General features: G+C 39.2%; 16 protein-coding genes. 10 read left to right on the forward strand and 6 right to left on the reverse strand.

Annotation, left to right across the window (positions count from 1 at the left end; all coding sequences use genetic code 11):
* The first annotated feature begins 98 nt into the window (after nt 1-98).
* Nucleotides 99-728, forward strand: a complete 630-nt coding sequence (locus tag ABXG83_RS00335) for a hypothetical protein (RefSeq protein ID WP_353549532.1) — start codon at nt 99-101, stop codon at nt 726-728.
* Nucleotides 729-740: 12 nt separating this feature from the next.
* Here ABXG83_RS00335 and ABXG83_RS00340 read toward each other — a convergent pair whose 3' ends face one another.
* Nucleotides 741-1,097 carry a hypothetical protein gene (locus ABXG83_RS00340; protein ID WP_353549533.1) on the reverse strand — a complete coding sequence of 119 codons (357 nt, stop codon included), beginning with the start codon at nt 1,095-1,097 and terminating at the stop codon, nt 741-743.
* Nucleotides 1,098-1,230: 133 nt separating this feature from the next.
* On the opposite strand from ABXG83_RS00340, the gene ABXG83_RS00345 reads away from it, so the two are divergent.
* From ABXG83_RS00345 to ABXG83_RS00355, 3 genes are all read left to right on the forward strand, one after another.
* Nucleotides 1,231-2,652 carry a tetratricopeptide repeat protein gene (locus ABXG83_RS00345; protein WP_353549534.1) on the forward strand — a complete coding sequence of 474 codons (1,422 nt, stop codon included), beginning with the start codon at nt 1,231-1,233 and terminating at the stop codon, nt 2,650-2,652.
* A gap of 82 nt (nt 2,653-2,734) precedes the next feature.
* The gene (locus tag ABXG83_RS00350; RefSeq protein WP_353549535.1) at nt 2,735-3,499 is read left to right on the forward strand and encodes a phosphosulfolactate synthase; all 765 of its coding nucleotides are present in this window, start codon (nt 2,735-2,737) and stop codon (nt 3,497-3,499) included.
* A 3-nt stretch (nt 3,500-3,502) separates the two neighbouring features.
* Nucleotides 3,503-4,234 carry a shikimate dehydrogenase gene (locus ABXG83_RS00355; protein WP_353549536.1) on the forward strand — a complete coding sequence of 244 codons (732 nt, stop codon included), beginning with the start codon at nt 3,503-3,505 and terminating at the stop codon, nt 4,232-4,234.
* Nucleotides 4,235-4,238: 4 nt separating this feature from the next.
* Here the strand turns inward: ABXG83_RS00355 and ABXG83_RS00360 are convergent, their stop codons facing one another.
* From ABXG83_RS00360 to ABXG83_RS00375, 4 genes are read right to left on the reverse strand one after another with little or no spacing between them, the layout of a single operon-like run.
* Nucleotides 4,239-6,941: a glycoside hydrolase family 3 N-terminal domain-containing protein gene (locus tag ABXG83_RS00360; protein WP_353549537.1), complete on the reverse strand. Its 2,703-nt coding sequence runs from the start codon at nt 6,939-6,941 to the stop codon at nt 4,239-4,241.
* Between the two features lie 13 nt (nt 6,942-6,954).
* A complete protein-coding gene (locus tag ABXG83_RS00365) occupies nt 6,955-7,389 on the reverse strand; it encodes a thioesterase family protein (protein ID WP_353549538.1) in 435 nt (144 codons plus the stop codon).
* Nucleotides 7,386-7,973 carry an RdgB/HAM1 family non-canonical purine NTP pyrophosphatase gene (gene rdgB, locus ABXG83_RS00370; protein ID WP_353549539.1) on the reverse strand — a complete coding sequence of 196 codons (588 nt, stop codon included), beginning with the start codon at nt 7,971-7,973 and terminating at the stop codon, nt 7,386-7,388. The genes ABXG83_RS00365 and rdgB overlap by 4 nt, the downstream gene beginning before the upstream one ends.
* 1 nt (nt 7,974) lies before the next feature.
* The gene (locus ABXG83_RS00375; protein WP_353549540.1) at nt 7,975-8,505 is read right to left on the reverse strand and encodes a hypothetical protein; all 531 of its coding nucleotides are present in this window, start codon (nt 8,503-8,505) and stop codon (nt 7,975-7,977) included.
* A 63-nt stretch (nt 8,506-8,568) separates the two neighbouring features.
* Here ABXG83_RS00375 and ABXG83_RS00380 point away from each other — a divergent pair, with 63 nt between their 5' ends.
* Nucleotides 8,569-9,633, forward strand: coding sequence for a branched-chain amino acid aminotransferase (locus ABXG83_RS00380; protein ID WP_353549541.1), 1,065 nt, complete (start codon nt 8,569-8,571; stop codon nt 9,631-9,633).
* Nucleotides 9,634-9,684: 51 nt separating this feature from the next.
* On the opposite strand, the gene ABXG83_RS00385 is transcribed toward ABXG83_RS00380, so the two are convergent.
* Entirely contained in the window at nt 9,685-14,724 is a 5,040-nt protein-coding gene (locus tag ABXG83_RS00385) for a hypothetical protein (protein ID WP_353549542.1), read from the reverse strand.
* Between the two features lie 271 nt (nt 14,725-14,995).
* On the opposite strand from ABXG83_RS00385, the gene rpsL reads away from it, so the two are divergent.
* The 5 genes from rpsL to ABXG83_RS00410 all read left to right on the forward strand — a co-directional run bounded on the left by rpsL (nt 14,996) and on the right by ABXG83_RS00410 (nt 18,430).
* Complete coding sequence (gene rpsL, locus ABXG83_RS00390; RefSeq protein WP_026767866.1) at nt 14,996-15,376, forward strand: 30S ribosomal protein S12; 381 nt, start codon at nt 14,996-14,998, stop codon at nt 15,374-15,376.
* Between the two features lie 36 nt (nt 15,377-15,412).
* Nucleotides 15,413-15,880 carry a 30S ribosomal protein S7 gene (gene rpsG / locus ABXG83_RS00395; RefSeq protein ID WP_353549543.1) on the forward strand — a complete coding sequence of 156 codons (468 nt, stop codon included), beginning with the start codon at nt 15,413-15,415 and terminating at the stop codon, nt 15,878-15,880.
* Between the two features lie 526 nt (nt 15,881-16,406).
* Complete coding sequence (locus tag ABXG83_RS00400; protein ID WP_353549544.1) at nt 16,407-16,877, forward strand: hypothetical protein; 471 nt, start codon at nt 16,407-16,409, stop codon at nt 16,875-16,877.
* 16 nt (nt 16,878-16,893) lie between these two features.
* Complete coding sequence (locus ABXG83_RS00405) at nt 16,894-17,388, forward strand: T9SS type A sorting domain-containing protein (protein WP_353549545.1); 495 nt, start codon at nt 16,894-16,896, stop codon at nt 17,386-17,388.
* A gap of 205 nt (nt 17,389-17,593) precedes the next feature.
* Complete coding sequence (locus ABXG83_RS00410; protein WP_353549546.1) at nt 17,594-18,430, forward strand: hypothetical protein; 837 nt, start codon at nt 17,594-17,596, stop codon at nt 18,428-18,430.
* Nucleotides 18,431-18,439 lie beyond the last annotated feature (9 nt).

Below are 18,439 nucleotides of genomic sequence, written 5' to 3' on the forward strand. Positions count from 1 at the left end.
TCAGCTTTTTATAAACTTTAAGAAAGCCCTACACTTGTTGTGGGGCTTTTTTGTTAATCTTGGCATGGAATTATGTTATAGTATAGTAAATTGTTCGCATGAAAAAGATAATCGGATCGTTGATGCTCCTGATATTTTGGTGGAATGCCTCTGCACAACAGCGTGTGGTAGCAGAATGTACGATTACTTATGCCATCAATATCGATGATACCAAAGCCAGTGATGATGCCATCGCATCGCTGAAATCGAGCAGTAAAACAGTATTTATCAAAGGAATGAATAGTCGGACAGATCTGAATAGTCCAACTTTTATGCAATCAATGATCTATCAGAAAAATACCGGTACAGCTGTGATTCTACGTGAATTCGGTGCGAATAAATTCATGACCAAACTGGATCCTGTAAAGTGGAAAGAAGAAAATAAGAAATTTGAAGGGATACGTATTGAACCAACTGCTGAGACCAAAACCATTATAGGTTATGAATGTAAAAAAGTAAACTTGATCATGTCTAATGGAAGTACTTTTTCAGTTTATTATACACCTGCCATAGCTCCGTCTGTAAAAGAATTTGAATACCAGTTTAAAGATATTCCCGGATTAGTATTGGAGTCGGAGAGTATAGATGCAGATGGAAATAAGATTCGTTATACTGCGAAACAGATCAATTTTAATCCGGTACCGCCATCAAAATTTGATATACCCACAAGTGGATACAGAATATTATAATTGAGAGAAAGATTAACGTTGCGCCGGAGCAGGCGTCTTGAATTTTGGAACCTTTACTTTGAATTTGTAAGGATACACAAAGCTGGTATTCCCGTTATCATAACGAAGGATTGAAGAAACCTCAACACCATTTTTTAACGTTGATTGTGTTGTTACGGATGGAGAGTTCTTCAAGTGTAATGAATACTTAAGAGAAGAATAAGAAGCAGCTTTAGCAGATAAGTGATGCATATTTTTCAATGTATACTTACTTTCTTTTGCTTTCTTTTCAGTGATTCCGGTTAGTGTAAACGCAGCAAAAGCTATTTGCACACCCGCAATAAAGAGGGCAGCAATCGCTATTTTCTTGATATGTTTACGGACTAGCATTTGGACAAAGGTACTATTTTGTTAAACAAAAACACAATTATCATACTATTAAGTTAACGTTTCTGGATAAAAAAAGTTACGGGAAACTTGGAAAAAAGGTTTTTTAAGTCTATTTTAGGTAAACCCATTGAAGATGAGAGAAAATCCGTACCGCGAAGACAGAGAAGCCCTCAAAGAACTCCTCCAACAGTACCAGAATCTCAAACAAGGTCGTCACCACAGCTTTATTGAAGAAGATGCTTTTGAACGTATTATAGATTATTACGATGAGAAAGATGATATCAATGAAGCACTTGAGGCTGCTGATATCGGTTTGGAGCAGTATCCTTATTCTTCTCAATTAATGATCAAAAAAGCAGATTTATTGCTTGCATCTCGTAAGTACAGGGAGGCGTTGGATGTATTGGAGAATGCCGAACTATACGATAGCAGCGATATTAACCTCTATATTTTAAAAACAGACGCCTACCTGGCCCTAGACCAGCAACCCAGGGCTGTGGAGCTATTGGAAGCGGCATTGAGCATGTTTGAAGGGGAGGAGCGCCTGGATCTGTTATTCGAATTGGCAGATGTCTACGACGATTATGAAGAGTTTGATAAGGTTTTTGATTGCTTAAAACTTATCCTGGAAGAAGATCCTTCTAATGAAGAAGCCTTATACAAGATCTGTTTTTGGACTGATTTTACCGGCCGGAATGAAGAAAGCATTCGACTGCACCAGCAAATCATTGAAGAGCAGCCTTTCAGTGAATTGGCATGGTTTAACCTGGCTGCCGCTTATCAGGGCTTAAAATTGTATGAGAAAGCGATCGATGCTTATCAGTACGCCGTGGCCATTGATGAAAAGTTTGATTATGCCTACCGAAATATGGGGGATGCATATCTACGCTTACGAAAATATAAGGAAGCCATTGATGTACTGGAAAAAGTCTTAGAGCTAACACGTCCGGAAGATGTGATCTACGAAGCGATTGGACATTGTTACCATAGAATGGGTAATTATGCTCAGGCCAGATTTCATTATAAAAAAGCAGTTCACCTGAATCCTGATGATAGCAAACTGCATTATAAAATAGCAGTAACATATATGCTGGAAGAACAATGGCAAAGCGCCGTTAAGCAACTGGAACTGGCCATGCGTATCCATCGTTCGATTCCGGAGTATAATCTGGCCATGGGTGAGTGTAAAATGAATTTGAACCAGTTTAAAGACGCTATTCAATATTTCGGTACTGTTGTTCGTCAGAAAACCAAAAATGTAGCCGGTTGGGAAGCGCTGATACGCTGCCTGATCAAAGCCGGTTTTCATGAAGAAGCCATTGAACAATGTATAGCAGCGGCTAAAGCCACAGATGACAAACCGATCTTTTTATTTTACCAAAGTGCGATGTTATTCATTCTGGGTAAATCCAAAGAAGGATTGTTGAAGCTGGAAGCAGCAATGGAGAAAGCGCCGCGTTCGTTGAAAAAATTTATTGAAATCAACCCTTCCATTTTACAGAACAATCAGGTGGTGGATCTGGTCGCCCGTTACAAGAAGGGGAAAAAAATATAACCCGACTAATCCTCTTCTAATTCTTTAACGGATGCTTAAATGAGCTGTTTAGCTTATTTTTGCGTGCGAAAAAACAACCTTCATGAATTTTAACCTTTCTCAGATACCTGTAAGAACACAGCAACCCCGTACATCAGGCTTAACCATGGTCATGGATAAAGGACTTAGCATCAATGAGGTCCATAATTTCATGAGCGTGGGCAGACCGCATGTAGATATTGTGAAGTTAGGATTTGGTACTTCTTTTGTTACCCCCAATCTACGTGAGAAAATAGAAGTATACCATTCTTACAATATGCCCATTTATTTTGGTGGTACTCTATTTGAAGCCTTCTTGATCAGAAATCAATTCGAAGATTATATCAGTGTTTGTAAAGATTATGGTATCAAGTACATGGAAGTGAGTGATGGCTCTATTAGTATTCCGCATGCTGAAAAATGTGGTTATATCGAAAAGCTTACGCAATACGGTACCGTATTAAGTGAGGTGGGAAGTAAAGATGCTGCACATATCATCCCTCCTTATAAATGGATCGAACTGATGCGTGCTGAATTGGAAGCAGGATCTTCTTATGTTATTGCCGAAGCGCGTGAAGCAGGTAATGTCGGTATTTACAGAGGTAGTGGTGAAGTAAGAGAAGGTCTGGTTCAGGAAATTCTTACTCAGATACCTGAAGAAAAAATCATTTGGGAAGCACCTCAGAAAGCACAACAACTTTATTTTCTGGAACTGATTGGTTGTAACGTAAACCTTGGAAACATAGCGCCTCATGAAATTCTTGCATTGGAAGCTATGCGTATCGGTTTGCGTGGAGACACTTTTGAATTGTATCTGAACAAGCTCTGATCCATGAAACGCTATGGCCTGATCGGGTATCCACTGACACATTCATTCTCTCAAAAATATTTTACTGAAAAATTTTTGAGAGAAGCATTGAATGATCATGTCTACGAGAATTTTCCGATTCAGGAAATTTCAGCATTGAAAGATGTCCTCACTTCGAACCATGATCTTTTCGGGTTGAATGTGACCATTCCCTACAAAAAGGAAGTACTGGATTATTTAGATGAATGTTCGCCCGCAGTAGCAGCGATGGGCGCTTGCAATTGCATCAAAATAGTTGAAGGGAAATTATTAGGATTCAATACAGACGTGATCGGTTTTGAACGTTCATTACGTCCATTCCTAAAACCCGAACACACTGCAGCATTGATCCTTGGTACCGGTGGCGCTGCCGTTGCTGTTGCATATGTGATGGATCAGTTAGGTATTCAATATCAGTATGTATCCAGACAAAAAACACCTAACAGTATTACTTACGCTGAGATCGACCAGCAAACTATAACAGATCATTCACTCATCATCAATACTACTCCTCTCGGGATGTATCCGGCGGTCAATGATTGTCCACCATTGCCTTATGAACACCTTACCTCAAAACACCATTGTTTTGATCTGATCTATAATCCCGCTGAAACATTGTTTCTTCAAAAAGCAGCTGCACAAAATGCTACTGTTCAAAATGGTGCAGAAATGCTTATCATTCAGGCAGAAGAAAGTTGGCTTATCTGGAATCTGTAAAAGATCATTCTGTTACTTGAATGATTCCTTTAAGTCTGATATCTCTTGAAGAAGATCCGATCATGATCCTAAAATTCCCCGGTTCAACTATTCTTTGTAAAGAGAGATCGGTCATCATCAATAATTCCGGCGTGATCAAAAAACGAACTTGTTTGGTTTCACCTGCTTTTAGGTGTATTCGCTGAAATCCTTTTAATTCCATAACAGGTCTTACTACAGAAGATAAAAGATCGCGTATATACAATTGAACCACTTCATCTCCGTCTCTTGCACCACTATTGGTAACAGAACAAGTTACCCAGACACTATCTGATCGCTTGATCCTTTCTCTTTCGAAAAACAGATTCGTATAAGTAAACTGTGTATAGCTTAAGCCATATCCGAATGGGAATAGGGGAAGCCCTGTTAAGTTGATATAATCATCACCTCGTCCTGTGGGTGTGTGATTATAAACCAATGGTAGCTGGGCTTCTGCGATCGGGAAAGTGATAGGTAATTTCCCTGATGGATTATAGTCACCCAAAAGAATTGCAGCTATGGCATGTCCACCTTGCTCTCCCGGATACCAGGTTTGTAAAACAGCATCTGTTTTATCCAACCAATTGTTCATCGTAATTGCACTGCCACCGGTTAATACTACAATGATCTTCTTTCCGGTAGCTGCGATACTTTGTATCAATGCTTCCTGATAACCGGGTAATTGTAAAGAAGCACGATCACGAAACTCTCCTTCTTCAATGCCAGCTGAGATCACAACGATATCTGCTTTTTTCGCCAGTTCAACGGCTTTTTGTATTTGTATTTCATGATCATCAATCACCCCATGATTCCATATCAATCGAATATGTGCATTGCCATTTGATTCTTTGAATTCAATCGTGATCGAATAAACACTGTCTTTTTGGAATGATACTTCATGCAATATTGTATGATAGCTCTGTTTATCCCACTGATCGATCACTAACTGATGATTAATGTATAAACGAAATCCATCATTGCCTTCTAATCCAATTTTATATTGACCTGTTGTAGGGGCAGTGAGTAAACCCGTCCATCGTACACTATAAAAATCAACAGATAAACTTGTATCAGGTCCATAAAGCGTCCAGTGAAAATCAATGTTGCGATCGGTTCTTTCAATCGTAGGATGACCTTTCAGATCTATGTTATTGAAATAACTCGCCAATAAACCTATTTGCGTTTTATTTTCTTTATCTCGATGGTGGAGTACACTATCCGGAATGGCGACAGTGCTTGCCTGTATTCTTGGTACCCCTGCAGCATATGCGATCTCAGCTTTTGGTAGCAGTTGCTGCAGGCCTTTTAGTAAGGATACTTTTTCTGATCCATTACCACTGTAGCCACCTAATCTAGCTTCGGTTGCGTCTTGTCCGATAAGGGCTATTTTCTTAATATTTTTATCGAGTGGTAAAACCGATCCTTTGTTTTTCAACAATACGATCGACTCGAGTGCAGCTTGTTTGGCCAGTAACTGATGTTCTTTTTTAAAGCTAGTATCGGCAGCTTTGGTTTCATCAATGTATGGCTGATCAAATAATCCTAATTCAAACTTAGCGGTCAATACCCTGCTAACGGCATCATCAATTCTTGCTTGTGCGATCTGGTGATTTAAAAAGGGCGAAATGAATAATCGATGATGTTCATGTTGTGTTTGAAATATTACATCCAATCCATTAGTAATGGCAGCATTGCCTGCATCAGCATAATCTTTGGCGGTATAGTGCAACACATTAGCGCCTCCAACAGCACTGGCATCGGAGATGACAAAACCTTTAAAACCCCATTTATTTTTGAGCGTTGTAGTAAGTAAATTGTAATGAGCGGTTGCCGGACTTCCATCCACTGAGTTATATGCCGTCATGATAGATCTGGCACCTGCTTTATGGATAGCAGCAATAAAAGGAGGGAAGTGGATATCCATTAAAGCTCTTTCATTTAGGTAAATGGGGTAGCTGTCTCTTCCCCCATCACCAACATTTGCAATAAAATGTTTGGGTGTGGTGATGATATTTTTCTTTTCAAATGATTGAATGAAAGCCACACCCATAGCTGAAGTAAGGAAAGGATCTTCACCATAAGTTTCTTCTGTTCGTCCCCAGCGAACATCGGTCGCGATATTGATCACAGGTGAAAGAACTTGTCTGATACCCCTTATAGATGCTTCCTTCGCGATAGCATCTGCCACCTGTTCCATCAGTTTTGTATTCCATGTAGCGGACAGACCGATACTTTGAGGGAATACGGTAGCCCCCTCTCTTACAAGGCCATGTAATGCTTCATCAAAAGGAATGATCGGGATACCCAGTCTCGTTTCTTCAACAAAGAATTGTTGAATGCGATTGATCTTCTTTGCAAGACTCAATGCATTTTCTTTTGTATCGTATTGGAGTATTTGTTCTGCAGCATTCTTTTCATCAGCAACACCGGCGCTTACCTGGAAGCCGAATAGACCAGTTTTGTATGTTGTCTCTTCTCCCTTTTTGATCGAGCCCGGTATCATAAAGAGTTGGAAAAATTTTTCTTCCATTGTCATCCGCGACAATAGATCTTTCACTCTTTCCTGTGTAGGTAATGTTTTATCCTTATAGGGGATGACTGATTGCGCAGATAATGATGCAACGCTGATTAGTGAAATACAACCAGTAATGATCCAACAGTATAACGATAAAAAAGAGGGTTTGACCATATCCCGATTGGATTTAATGGGAAAGTAGTTTTTGTATGGCATCTTCCGGAACGGCAGTTTTTTTCTTTGCTGTATAATCATAACAGATCATACCGGTTTTCGCTTTGCCGGCTAAAACGGGGCCATCTGATTGTAATACTTCCAGTTTATAAAATAGGTCAAATCCCAGTTTATCAAAATCCGCCGCACAAACTGAAATTCTTATCAAATCTCCATGGTTAAGTTCCTTTTTATATTCCAATGCCACATCTGCCATTATCAGTCCAACTCCTGCAAAAGAAAGTTCTCCGTATCCATGCTTCATTAAAAACTGTTGTCTGGCTTCATGTATCAACGCAAGAAAAACATCATTTCCTACGTGTCCGCCATAATTCAAATCTGTAATACGGATCTTGATTTCTGTACTGAAATGAAACTGATCGGGTAACTCTATTTTGATACGATTCATAGTACTGGTTGTTGTTGTAAAAACTCAATCAATTGTGCGATGGCTTTTTTCCGATGGCTATATTGATTTTTCTCTTCCATGCTCATTTCTGCAAAAGTTTTAGTACTGCCAGCAGGAATAAAAATAGGGTCATATCCAAAACCACTATCTCCTTTTTGGGTAGATATAATGTGGCCTTCACAAATACCTTCAAACTGATATTCTTTTCCTTCCCAGATCAGTGAAACAACCGTGCGGAATCGAGCTGTTCTTAATGGATTATTGCCCAGGTTTAATAAGAGCTTATCAATGTTAGCCTGAAAATTTTTCGATTCACCGGCGTACCTGGCACTCTTAACTCCAGGTTCGCCATTTAAAGCATCTACCTCTAGCCCGGTATCTTCACTAAAAGTATTTTGGCCGGTAAGTTGATAAATCACGGATGACTTTTCTCTTGCGTTGGCTTCCAGTGTGTCATGTGGTTCAGGAATATCGATATCAATTCCTGCATCTTTCAACGTGACCACGCGAATATTTTTTCCGATGATCGTATTGACCTCATCAACTTTATGTTGATTATTTGTAGCAAAAACAAGTAGGTGCATATTATAAATTGAACATGTTTTTCAGACTCAACCAGAGTTTACTTTTTTCAAGTTTTGCTTCACGGGTATCTCCCATCATAGTATGGAGGGGAGGGGCACATAAAATGCTACATTGATCATATGCTTGAACCTGATAGAAGGGTAATCTAAAGGGCATTTGAATCGCCGAAGCTTCAATATCAAACAGGATCATATATTTCGGAGTCAGCCATTCTTTGATCTCTGTGTAGGAGAGTTGATGTGTAGACAGATTTACAATAGCAACATCACCCAGATTTAACTTGCAGGCGGTGAGTATGGCGGATAAAAATTGCAGAGCATGGTCGTTCAAAAAAACGGCCTCTTTTTCGGCTACTAGAATGGTGATCTTTTTTTGATTATTTCCCAAAAATTCAGGCTCTTTTGGAGCTGAATCCACCTTTTTTTTCTCAATTTTATTAGCAACAGATGGTTCATTTACAATGACCAAATGATTCTTGTACAGGTCAGGTAGCACGAAATCAGGTAGTATCGGAGAATTTGGTTCGGTCATTAGGTAAATATTAACAGTTGTTAGTTTTCTTTTTTTTCGTTTCTTTGCGCCAAATATAGAATTATGACAGCAGCACTAGACATAAACATCACGAAAGTTGAGACAAGTAAGTTACTCGATATGACGCTGGAAAATATTCCTTTCGGAAAATATTTTACAGACCATATGTTAGAAGCTGACTATGAGAATGGAGAGTGGAAGAATGTTGAGATCAAGCCTTATCAACCTTTGTTGTTAGAACCATCAGTAGCTGCACTTCATTATGGTCAGGCCATTTTTGAAGGGATCAAAGCCTATAAAGACAAGGAAGGTAATGTTGCCATTTTCCGTCCTCAGGATAACTTCAAGCGCTTCAATATTTCTGCAGAGCGTATGCAGATGCCTGTGGTACCAGAGGAGATCTTCATGGAAGGTATGCGTATGCTGATCGATCTGGATAAGAACTGGGTACCATCAATGAAAGATCACTCACTGTATATCAGACCTTTTATGTTTTCATCTGACCCTGTGATCGGTGTAAAACCTTCTGAGTCATATAAATTCATGATCATTTTGAGTCCAACAGGTCCTTACTATACTGCACCCATGAAGATTTATGTAGAGGAGAAATATACAAGAGCGGCTCCGGGTGGGGTAGGATTTTCAAAAAATGCCGGTAACTATGGTGCTAGTATGTTGGCTACAGCATTGGCTAAGAAAGCAGGATATGATCAGGTACTTTGGACAGATGCTTTTGAGCACAAATACTTACAGGAAGTAGGTACCATGAATGTGTTCTTCATTATTGGCAATACAGCAGTAACGCCTTCTTTGGAAGAGGGAACAATTTTAGCAGGTGTTACCAGAGATAGTGCCATGACGGTATTGAAGGATATGGGATTTGAAGTGATCGAAAAGAAGATCAGTATTGAAGATCTCATCGATGCACATCGTGCAGGTATCTTATATGAAGTATTTGGTACTGGTACTGCTGCCACCATTTCTCTGATCAAGGAATTGCGTTACAAGGATTATGTGATGCATTTTGATACAGATAAATGGAAAACGGCTCCTGAATTGAAACAAAGATTAAATGATATACGCGAAGGCAGAGCAGCCGATACGCATGGATGGATGTTTCGTGTGTAATTTATCTGTACAAGATATCAAAAGGGACTTCCACTGAAGTCCCTTTTTTATTTACAGCTTGATAAAAGTACTAGCCGCAAACTTATTGCCGCTGTGTACTTCCAGAATATAAGTGCCGTTCAATAGTGCGTTCAGCGGCACTTGAAAATTCCCTTCTTTTTGTTGCCCGAGTATTTGTTTGTGAAGGATAGCGCCATCTATATTCTTGATCAAGATAAAACTGTGTCCTGGTTTATAGGCCTTGAAATAAACATTCAATTGATATTGTGCAGGCACAGGGGATAGTTTTAAAATGATAGGCTCCTCCTGTGGTACAGGTGGTATCGGTGCCCTTAGCACAAAACGTTTTTCTCCGAAACTAGTGGTATCAGCAGTTATATAAAAATGGTAAAAACTATCGTTTTTTACTTTTGTGATAGTACCGTTGAATAAATCGTGTAACTCTAATGATAGATGAGATGGAAGCCAAACCCTATTGAACTGAATGCTGTAATATCCTGGCGCTTTTGTTTGAATCCCTAATGGGATATATGTTTCATCAGTGATTTTTCTTGCATCAATTGCCAGTGGTATCTGGTCATAACTCAAACTGTAAAAGTTATAATATTGATTGAATAATTTTTCTGCATCATCTTCATCAAAATGAATGTTGGAAGAGTCTATATCAATCAATAAAAATCGATCCAATAGTTGTTGCTCTTTGTGAAGTGATAATGCTACTTGATAACGATTCTCAATAATGCCATTGATACTATCGGGTAATGACTCTGTGATCTTTGTTTGTTCTGAAAATCTGATGGACAGATCTGTTTCTTTAGTGGTCTTAACAATGAATCCCTGTAAAGCTTCGATAATATGGTTACCATCAAAAGCTTTGGCTGCATATCCGCCGGTTTCTGCTAAACTATTATCCCAAACCCAAAAGTTATGTCCGATATTTTGACTGCGCGAAATACTCTTTGAAAGTATCTTAGCTAAATATGGATTTCCGGTCAGATGGTATTGTGTGTCTTTTCCCGTTGGAAATATGATTTCTTCATCACCAATGATAGGTTGACCAAATAGAAGTACGTCTGCCTTCACTTTTTTATCAAAAGGTTTGAATAAGCTTATTCCTGACGATCTTTTCCACCGATATAAAGAATAATTGTTTTCTTGTTCAAGTGGTTTCCAGTCAATAATTTTTTTATTGGCGAAATTGGTTAGCGCCATCAGAGTGATGGGTACCATGTTCGCGTTCTCCTGCTCTTTCAATATTGCATAAGATATGTTAGGTCCAACCTGCTGAAAATTTTTACTGCTTCCAAGAATATCTTCTTTAAAAGGGTGAGTGATCCAGTTATTTTCTAATCTGAATTTCTTAAAAATCCGACCGATGATTTGTGTTCCCGCGGCGTTTGGAGCGATCATTGCCTGCGAATCTAGAACCAACATGTCTTGTGTAAGAAGTTTCCCTTGTATCAATTGCAGAGATCGATTGATATATAAAGAATCTGATAATAATAATTCAGTTCCTTTTGCTACTAAATGATCTAATTGGTTATTCATAAAAGCTTGTGCAGGTAAATATTGTTGCCTTTTGCCTACAGCTACAAGGGTTCCATTGGAAGATCGAATTGCTTGCTGTGCAAGGATCGTATTGTCATATGTCAAAACACCCGATAAAATAAGTTGACTCTGATTCAATAGTTGTAAAGACCTGCAAAATGCGCTATCTGTGATCAGTACTGGTGAATCATTTGTTTGCAATATCACATCCGTTTGCATATCGGGAACCATGGCACTACACCAATTACTACCGGTATGCCAGCTATTATTTTGTTTACCTAGCCATAAACCATTTGTTTTTACTTCGATCAAAACACTTTGCGATGTATCTGTACAACCACCTGATTGAACAATTCTTCGGAATCTGGTAGATTGCTGGAGACTACCTGGATAAAGAATGCTAAGATTATTCGATGGTATGGATTGGAATTGAGATTGGCTAGACATCTGCCATTGATAAGCATACATTTCATTTCCGCCAACAGGCATTTCACCCTTGATAGGCTCAGGAGCTGTTCCGGAACAAATGATTTGATCTTTGGAAAGTATATTATTCGTGATCTCAGGAAAGAATTGAAAGATGAATTGTTTGCGAATACTGTTAATGCCATCCGATACCTCTATGATAGCAGTATCTTTCAGTGATGCATCATTCGTGTGATTGTAGATTAGATTTTTTGGTTCCTGAATATCTATCGTAAGTTTAGTGTTGTATGGAAGTCCGGTGATATTACCTCTTTTAGAATTCCTGATGATATTCCATGTGAGTCCACCGGCCTTTTCTTCATCATCTACAAGTAAAAACTTGTCTAAGCGTAATTGTCCCTTTTTGCATACGGCAATTATTGTATCAGAATTGGTTACCCATTTGGGTGGAATGCCATCAACATCAATACTACTTAAGGCGCCGATATTCTTCAAAAGCGGCAAGGTAGCATTTCCAATATCATCTATGATTGTATTTGCTTGAAAGAGTTGATTTGATAAACCGATTCCGTTTTTATCTAACATTCCATTTAGGATCGGCAATTCAAAAGTCAATGAATTACCGGGAGCTCCATAGCGATATGGGATTTTATAGGTGTTATCTCCAATTACTGTCTCAAGAAATGGATCCTTTTTGGGATCTGTTACAACAGGCTTTGAGAACAATACAATAAAACGAAGGGTGTCATTGATACTGTATGATCTGGGAGTTGGAGTAATTACACCGATCACTTCGGGTAAGATAGCATCAATTAAAATATCACTTAGGATACCAGCAGATGGAATATTGTTTAATACAAGATTTCCTGCAGGATCTTGAATGACACTGTTATTCAGTGAAAGGGTATTTGCAATTCTGATACCATCTGCATCAAACTCATCAGGCTGTATCACATAAGTGAAATATAAACTGGTATCAGTGAAAAAACTAAGTGCCGGATTACGGATGCGTGTTCCAATAGTAACGGATATAACAGGTTTGCCCATTGATGTATCACATTGGATCTTTTCATTGAAGTGTAATCCAAAATATAAAGTATCGGACGCTTTATATTTTTTTCGTGGAGGAATGGTTAGGGATTTGATGGTTGGTCTGGAGTGATCGATCGCATCATTATCTTGTTGGATTTTAAAAGTATGGACCTGGTTTTTATTATTCGCACTGTCTTTAAGATGAAGGGAAATAAAATGTGTCTCACTTGCCTTTATTTCAGCGCCACCTGCGTTGACTATAGCAATGGCTGTGTAGGTGCTATCGTTTTTCTTACGTAATTGTGAAACAGGATAACCGGATACATTCCCATCCCATAAAATAAATGAAGAAGGATCTGGTCTAGTGCTGATCGTTACTTGAATGGTGTCTTTGATTTTATAAGATCGATCTGGTATTGATACATTCAATATTTCAGGTGGGGTCTTATCTATGATCGTTTTAGTTCCCTCATAGAATAGCGGATGAATAGGTGGAGATTGGTTGACATCACGATGAAGGATCGGTTGTATGATGGCATCTGAATTTCCGGATTGAATTTTTATAGTATAACTGGAGTCATTTTTTCTTTCGACTGAATAAATCGCTGCGCCGTTTTCGGGAATGCTTTTGACGGTAAACTGTGAAGTATTGATCGCTTCAACTGTCTGATGGAGTATTAGTTCATACACCAAAGTATCCTTATTGCTATACGTTTGTGAAGATGTAAATGAATGAACGGAAACGGGCGTTCGAAAGCTCAATGGAATACCATAGCCAATACCTTTTTCATTGCGTGCATACGAACGAATAAGAATAATCGCATTCAATGGAAGATCTTTCAAAGTCATTCTCAAGTTTGCATCTGTCAAAGAAACAGGTGATCGATTATGATGGATAAAGGGGGTGTCGTTGATCGCCCAGCAAAATCCTTTTTCCAATATAACAGCGCCGTTATCTGAAAGTAACTCTCCGAATATCTCCCATCTGCCAAAATCAACAGCGATAATCTTATGGGTACTGATATCGGGAACGGATGTGATTGTTGTAAATTGAATAGTATCACTGATGGTTGTACCTGCTGTATTAGTTGCAATCGCTCTGACATAATATTTTCTGCCGGGACTAAGTCCACTCAATCGTAGTGTTACGAATGTGTTACCAGCACCAGAAGCAATGATATTAGGTATGATAGTAGTTGCATTGATGGGGTTGTACATGGTAGGAGTGGTATCATATTCAAATTTGACCTGCGTGTTCGAAAGGTTATCCTGAACGCTCGTAACGATGTTTACAGTTTGTGTTCCAATACTGTCAATAAAAGGTTTACCAATAACAGGGGCGATGATTTCTGTTGTTGCTGAAAAGTTGAAGTCATCAATAGCCATACCATCATCACTACCACTTTCATCCTGATCATCCCATCGAAGGATCAGTTTTTCTCCGGGTCTCCAGATGATATCTTTAATGGTAATATTGATGCTGTATTGGTTTGCAGAAAGATGTCCATTCAAAGTAGCGCTACCGGTAGAATTTTGAATGGAAATAAGATTTGCTTCCAATTTTTTGAGCAGAAATGTTGTGTCAATGCTGTTTGATTGTCGGGTTTGATAAGAAAATTGCCAAGTATTGGTATTTCCAGATCCTCCTTTGCGCCACTGTGTGACTTTATACTGGATGGATATTTTATTCAGTGGGCTTCCTGTCTGATTTTCAAGGACCACACCAAATCCATATACTCCGGTACCGGAGGCAAGTGATCCCAATGCTCGGTTGTTATTCCCGGAAAGTCCATAACTATAAATGCCACTCCCTGTTCCGGATCCGGTGCCAGTAAGGATGTTGGTATTGGGCTGACTACCCGATATTTGAAATACTTGCCAGCCTTTAAGTGCGGTCATTGAAAGAGGAGCTTGATCAAGTGCATGGGGGCCTTTGCCATTAAGGGTAAAAGAACCGGATAATGGAAGTTGGTCAAAATCCTGTTGATAGATAGCGCCTGCTATGGGATATGAAACCGCAGAAAATTGACCAAAAAGGGTGGCTGATTTGAAAATAAGGACTAAAAAAAGAGGCGATTTATTCATGAAATGAGGTCTTAGGGCTTAAATCTAGACCTCCGAATACTCTTATTGTATGAACAGGTGTTACTCACGTATTTTTTCAAAGAATTCCTGGGTATTTTTACTTGATCAGTAGAAAAAATAGAACCCAAAGGGAAGGAGATAAGGGCTATTTATGCCCAAATCGCCTGAAAAAAGAATGCTTATCCACAGTTTGAATCAAAACTTTTGAAAAGTTTTTGATTTTTCAGTTGCAGCCATTACCTTTGCCGTCCGAAATTTTAAACGGTAAATAATGCCTACAATACAGCAATTAGTTAGAAAAGGTCGCGAAATTATCAGGGCCAAAAGTAAATCAAGGGCTTTGGATGCTTGTCCGCAGCGTCGTGGTGTATGTACACGTGTATACACAACAACTCCAAAGAAGCCTAACTCAGCTCTGCGTAAAGTAGCGAAAGTGCGTTTGACCAATAAAGTAGAAGTTATCGCTTATATTCCTGGTGAGGGTCATAATCTGCAAGAGCACTCGATCGTATTGATCCGCGGTGGTCGTGTAAAGGATCTTCCGGGTGTACGTTACCACATCGTTCGTGGTAGCCTTGATACTGCCGGTGTTAAGGATCGTAAGAAGAGTCGTTCTAAATACGGAACTAAGAAAGAAAAGGCAAAAAAATAACCTAATAATCTGTTAATCAGCTAATTACTATACGTCATGCGTAAAGCACAAGCCAAAAAATTACCTCTTGCACCAGACGGTCGTTTCAATGACAAACTGGTAACCCGTTTCATCAATAACCTTATGTGGGATGGTAAGAAAAGTACTGCAATCAATATTTTTTATGATGCAGTGGATAAGGTTACAAAAATGACCGGTGAAGATGGTTATGAAACCTGGAAAAAAGCGATCGCGAATGTAACGCCTTCTGTAGAAGTAAGAAGCCGTCGTATTGGTGGTGCTACCTTCCAGATCCCATCTGAAGTACGTGCAGATCGTAAGATTTCATTAAGTATGAAATGGTTGATTCGTTACAGCCGTGAGCGTAATGGTCGTACCATGGCCGATAAACTGGCAAATGAGATCGTAGCTGCAAGTAAAGGTGAAGGTGCTGCGTTCAAGAAAAAGGAAGATACGCACAGAATGGCAGAAGCTAACAAAGCGTTCTCACACTTTAAAGTATAAATAATTTAATTTTTATATAAAAGCCCTCTTCGGAGGGCTTTTTTTATGAATTATAATTCCCTTAAAACCTAAGGGTAGTGTTTTTACTACACGGATATCGTAATATATTTGCATTGTAATATCCAATCCTACAAAGCACCAAAGCTTTTAATCCGCGCCTTGACACACCAAATGAGTAACCCCTCATTTGAAATCTACACCACAATCCAGTCCTCGAAAAGCTGTATTGTATCTATGCGAGTTATTGATAATCAATACTTCGCGATTTCGAAAAATCCTATTCTCTGAAGACAGCGTAGATAAACGCCGGTATCATCACTGGTTAATATCATGTCTGACTTGTCCCAATCCTTTGAAACCAACCGATCCAATCCATCCACGGCTTTTTTGATCTGTACGGTATCCGGGCTATTCCAACTGCCCACCGAATAGAAGACGAATAAGACGTTATCCTCTGCAAGGCCCGTTCGGTCGGATGATCCGATTTGAGCGCAACCCAAACAAATCCCAAGGAAATCAACAAAAGATGAAACCAGTTCAAAAAATGAGGGCATTTATTTTGATCACCCTATTGGTGTCAGGTGCTTTACTTTTTTCAGGATGTGGTAAAGGAGATCAAATTGTTCCTAAATCAGAGCATGAAAAGTTGTTTGATAACCTGACGAGTACGTTAGGAAACAAGCAATGGTTCCTGAAAGCAATTTATGAAAACGGAGTGTTAGTGCCCCTTACTGATGCCCAGAAGCGGTATTACAAAACGTACACTCGCACACAAAGCCCATTTACTGCAACTTTTCTGGATGATGATGGAAACAGAGGAGAAGCTTATTTGTTAAGCGTCATCCAGTTAAAAGAAGTGATTACCAATGGCCCATTAGGAGCGGCTACTCGTGATTATGTAGTGAGAGAGCTCACTGAAAAAACATTAGATATCCAGGTGACCAACCCTCCCGGATTGCCAGCGAAGATCGTGAGAGAAGTTTATTATGCCAATTAAGAAGTTAACATATTTCATGCTGTTCCTGATACTTACCTGTGCAGCAGGTAAGGCTCAGGTATCCTCTATTGGAACTAGTTTCCTAAGTGGAAATGGCGGAATTATTACAACTCCTACTATGCCGGTATCTGGTTCAGCGAAATGTTTGACTGTTGGAGGATACGCTTCTGCATTGAATATCGCTAACAATGGTATCGGTTTATTTGGTTCAGGATGTACAGAAAAGGCTCCTGTTGCGGATACTACAACATTTTCTTTATCGTTAAATGTGTATCCGAATCCTACCAGAGGTTCAACCATGTTGAAAGCTACTGGTGATTTTGATGAGAAACTCTCTTGTTTGGTAAAAGTGATCGCCATGGATGGTAAAATACTATTCGGTCAGATGGTGCCTATGAAAGATGTGAAGAAGGGGTATATGATCAATGGAAATGCATGGGCAGCGGGTAATTACACAGTGATGGTGGAGCTGATGAATAAGCGCTATAGTTTAAGGTTAATTAAATTGTAGTAATTCGATAAAGGGGTGATTATATGGTATTTTTGTAAGTAGAAAAACCGTAACTTACTGTATACCAGCGAATATAAAGACATTGACATATCCTATGAAAAACCACTTTTAAATGTCATGTCCTCTGAACAACTATTGAAAGCCATATCCTATGAAAAACCTTTAAGTCTAAAACTTAATGGCCATCGTATTTAAAGTAACGTGTATGAAAAGTACCATTTTAAAAGTGAACATACTGCTGGTGTTGGTTTTACTGACTGGTAGTTTGTTCGCACAACCACCCGGAGCTTTTTATCTAACAGGAGTTGCAAAAGATAACCAAGGCAACCCTGCACGTAATCGTACTATTCACTACGAATTATCCATTTACCAGGGAAGAGCTGTCAATGGCACGCTCGTGTATCAAGAGTCGCATCGTGTACAATCTAACAATGATGGGGTTTATGAAGTCGTTGTTGGCAGAGGGATCAGAAGTAATAACCCTGCACTAAAAGATTCTTTATCAAGAATTGATTGGGCAACCGGACCCTATTTCATGAATCAAAAAATTGCGATCGCTCCATCAATTCCTGCACCCTGGTGGATACCTGCCAATAATTTTGTGGATTTAGGAACACAGCAAATCTTGAGTGCTGTATATGCTATTTATGCAGGGAATGCAAGCGTAACAAATGTGAACACAAATATCACTCCAGGTCCGCCCAATACATTCTTAACTACAGATAGTTTAGGAAATGTAAACTGGACACCTCCACAGGCAGCGCAAGTAAATGTAACGCAAGTGACCAATGCAAACCTAAGTCAGACAAGTGGTACGGATGCAAGAATCGGAGCGAATACTACAACTGTTGTGGAGGTCCAGGTATCCAACGCAAAAGTGGGAGATCCTATTTTGATCACGGCTTTAGATGATTATCAGTTCTGGACGGTATATGGAGCTTGGTGTAAAAGAGACGGAGTGGTTTCCATTCGTTTTGCAAATTTCACAGCACAGCCAGTTACCGTACTGGGCAGTCAATATAAAATAGTTCTAGTAAAATAAATAAGAATA

Source organism: Sediminibacterium sp. KACHI17 (genome assembly GCF_040362915.1).
Classification (GTDB): Bacteria; Bacteroidota; Bacteroidia; order Chitinophagales; family Chitinophagaceae; genus Sediminibacterium.

Excerpts from the sequence above, each read along its gene's own strand:
- ABXG83_RS00410 (WP_353549546.1), top strand. The coding sequence starts at position 17,594 with ATGAAAAGTACCATTTTAAAAGTGAACATACTGCTGGTGTTGGTTTTA.
- ABXG83_RS00385 (WP_353549542.1), bottom strand. The coding sequence starts at position 14,724 with ATGAATAAATCGCCTCTTTTTTTAGTCCTTATTTTCAAATCAGCCACC.
- ABXG83_RS00345 (WP_353549534.1), top strand. The coding sequence starts at position 1,231 with ATGAGAGAAAATCCGTACCGCGAAGACAGAGAAGCCCTCAAAGAACTC.
- ABXG83_RS00375 (WP_353549540.1), bottom strand. The coding sequence starts at position 8,505 with ATGACCGAACCAAATTCTCCGATACTACCTGATTTCGTGCTACCTGAC.
- ABXG83_RS00340 (WP_353549533.1), bottom strand. The coding sequence starts at position 1,097 with ATGCTAGTCCGTAAACATATCAAGAAAATAGCGATTGCTGCCCTCTTT.
- rdgB (WP_353549539.1), bottom strand. The coding sequence starts at position 7,973 with ATGCACCTACTTGTTTTTGCTACAAATAATCAACATAAAGTTGATGAG.
- ABXG83_RS00360 (WP_353549537.1), bottom strand. The coding sequence starts at position 6,941 with ATGGTCAAACCCTCTTTTTTATCGTTATACTGTTGGATCATTACTGGT.
- ABXG83_RS00365 (WP_353549538.1), bottom strand. The coding sequence starts at position 7,389 with ATGAATCGTATCAAAATAGAGTTACCCGATCAGTTTCATTTCAGTACA.
- ABXG83_RS00405 (WP_353549545.1), top strand. The coding sequence starts at position 16,894 with ATGCTGTTCCTGATACTTACCTGTGCAGCAGGTAAGGCTCAGGTATCC.
- rpsL (WP_026767866.1), top strand. The coding sequence starts at position 14,996 with ATGCCTACAATACAGCAATTAGTTAGAAAAGGTCGCGAAATTATCAGG.
- ABXG83_RS00400 (WP_353549544.1), top strand. The coding sequence starts at position 16,407 with ATGAAACCAGTTCAAAAAATGAGGGCATTTATTTTGATCACCCTATTG.
- ABXG83_RS00355 (WP_353549536.1), top strand. The coding sequence starts at position 3,503 with ATGAAACGCTATGGCCTGATCGGGTATCCACTGACACATTCATTCTCT.
- ABXG83_RS00380 (WP_353549541.1), top strand. The coding sequence starts at position 8,569 with ATGACAGCAGCACTAGACATAAACATCACGAAAGTTGAGACAAGTAAG.
- ABXG83_RS00350 (WP_353549535.1), top strand. The coding sequence starts at position 2,735 with ATGAATTTTAACCTTTCTCAGATACCTGTAAGAACACAGCAACCCCGT.
- rpsG (WP_353549543.1), top strand. The coding sequence starts at position 15,413 with ATGCGTAAAGCACAAGCCAAAAAATTACCTCTTGCACCAGACGGTCGT.
- ABXG83_RS00335 (WP_353549532.1), top strand. The coding sequence starts at position 99 with ATGAAAAAGATAATCGGATCGTTGATGCTCCTGATATTTTGGTGGAAT.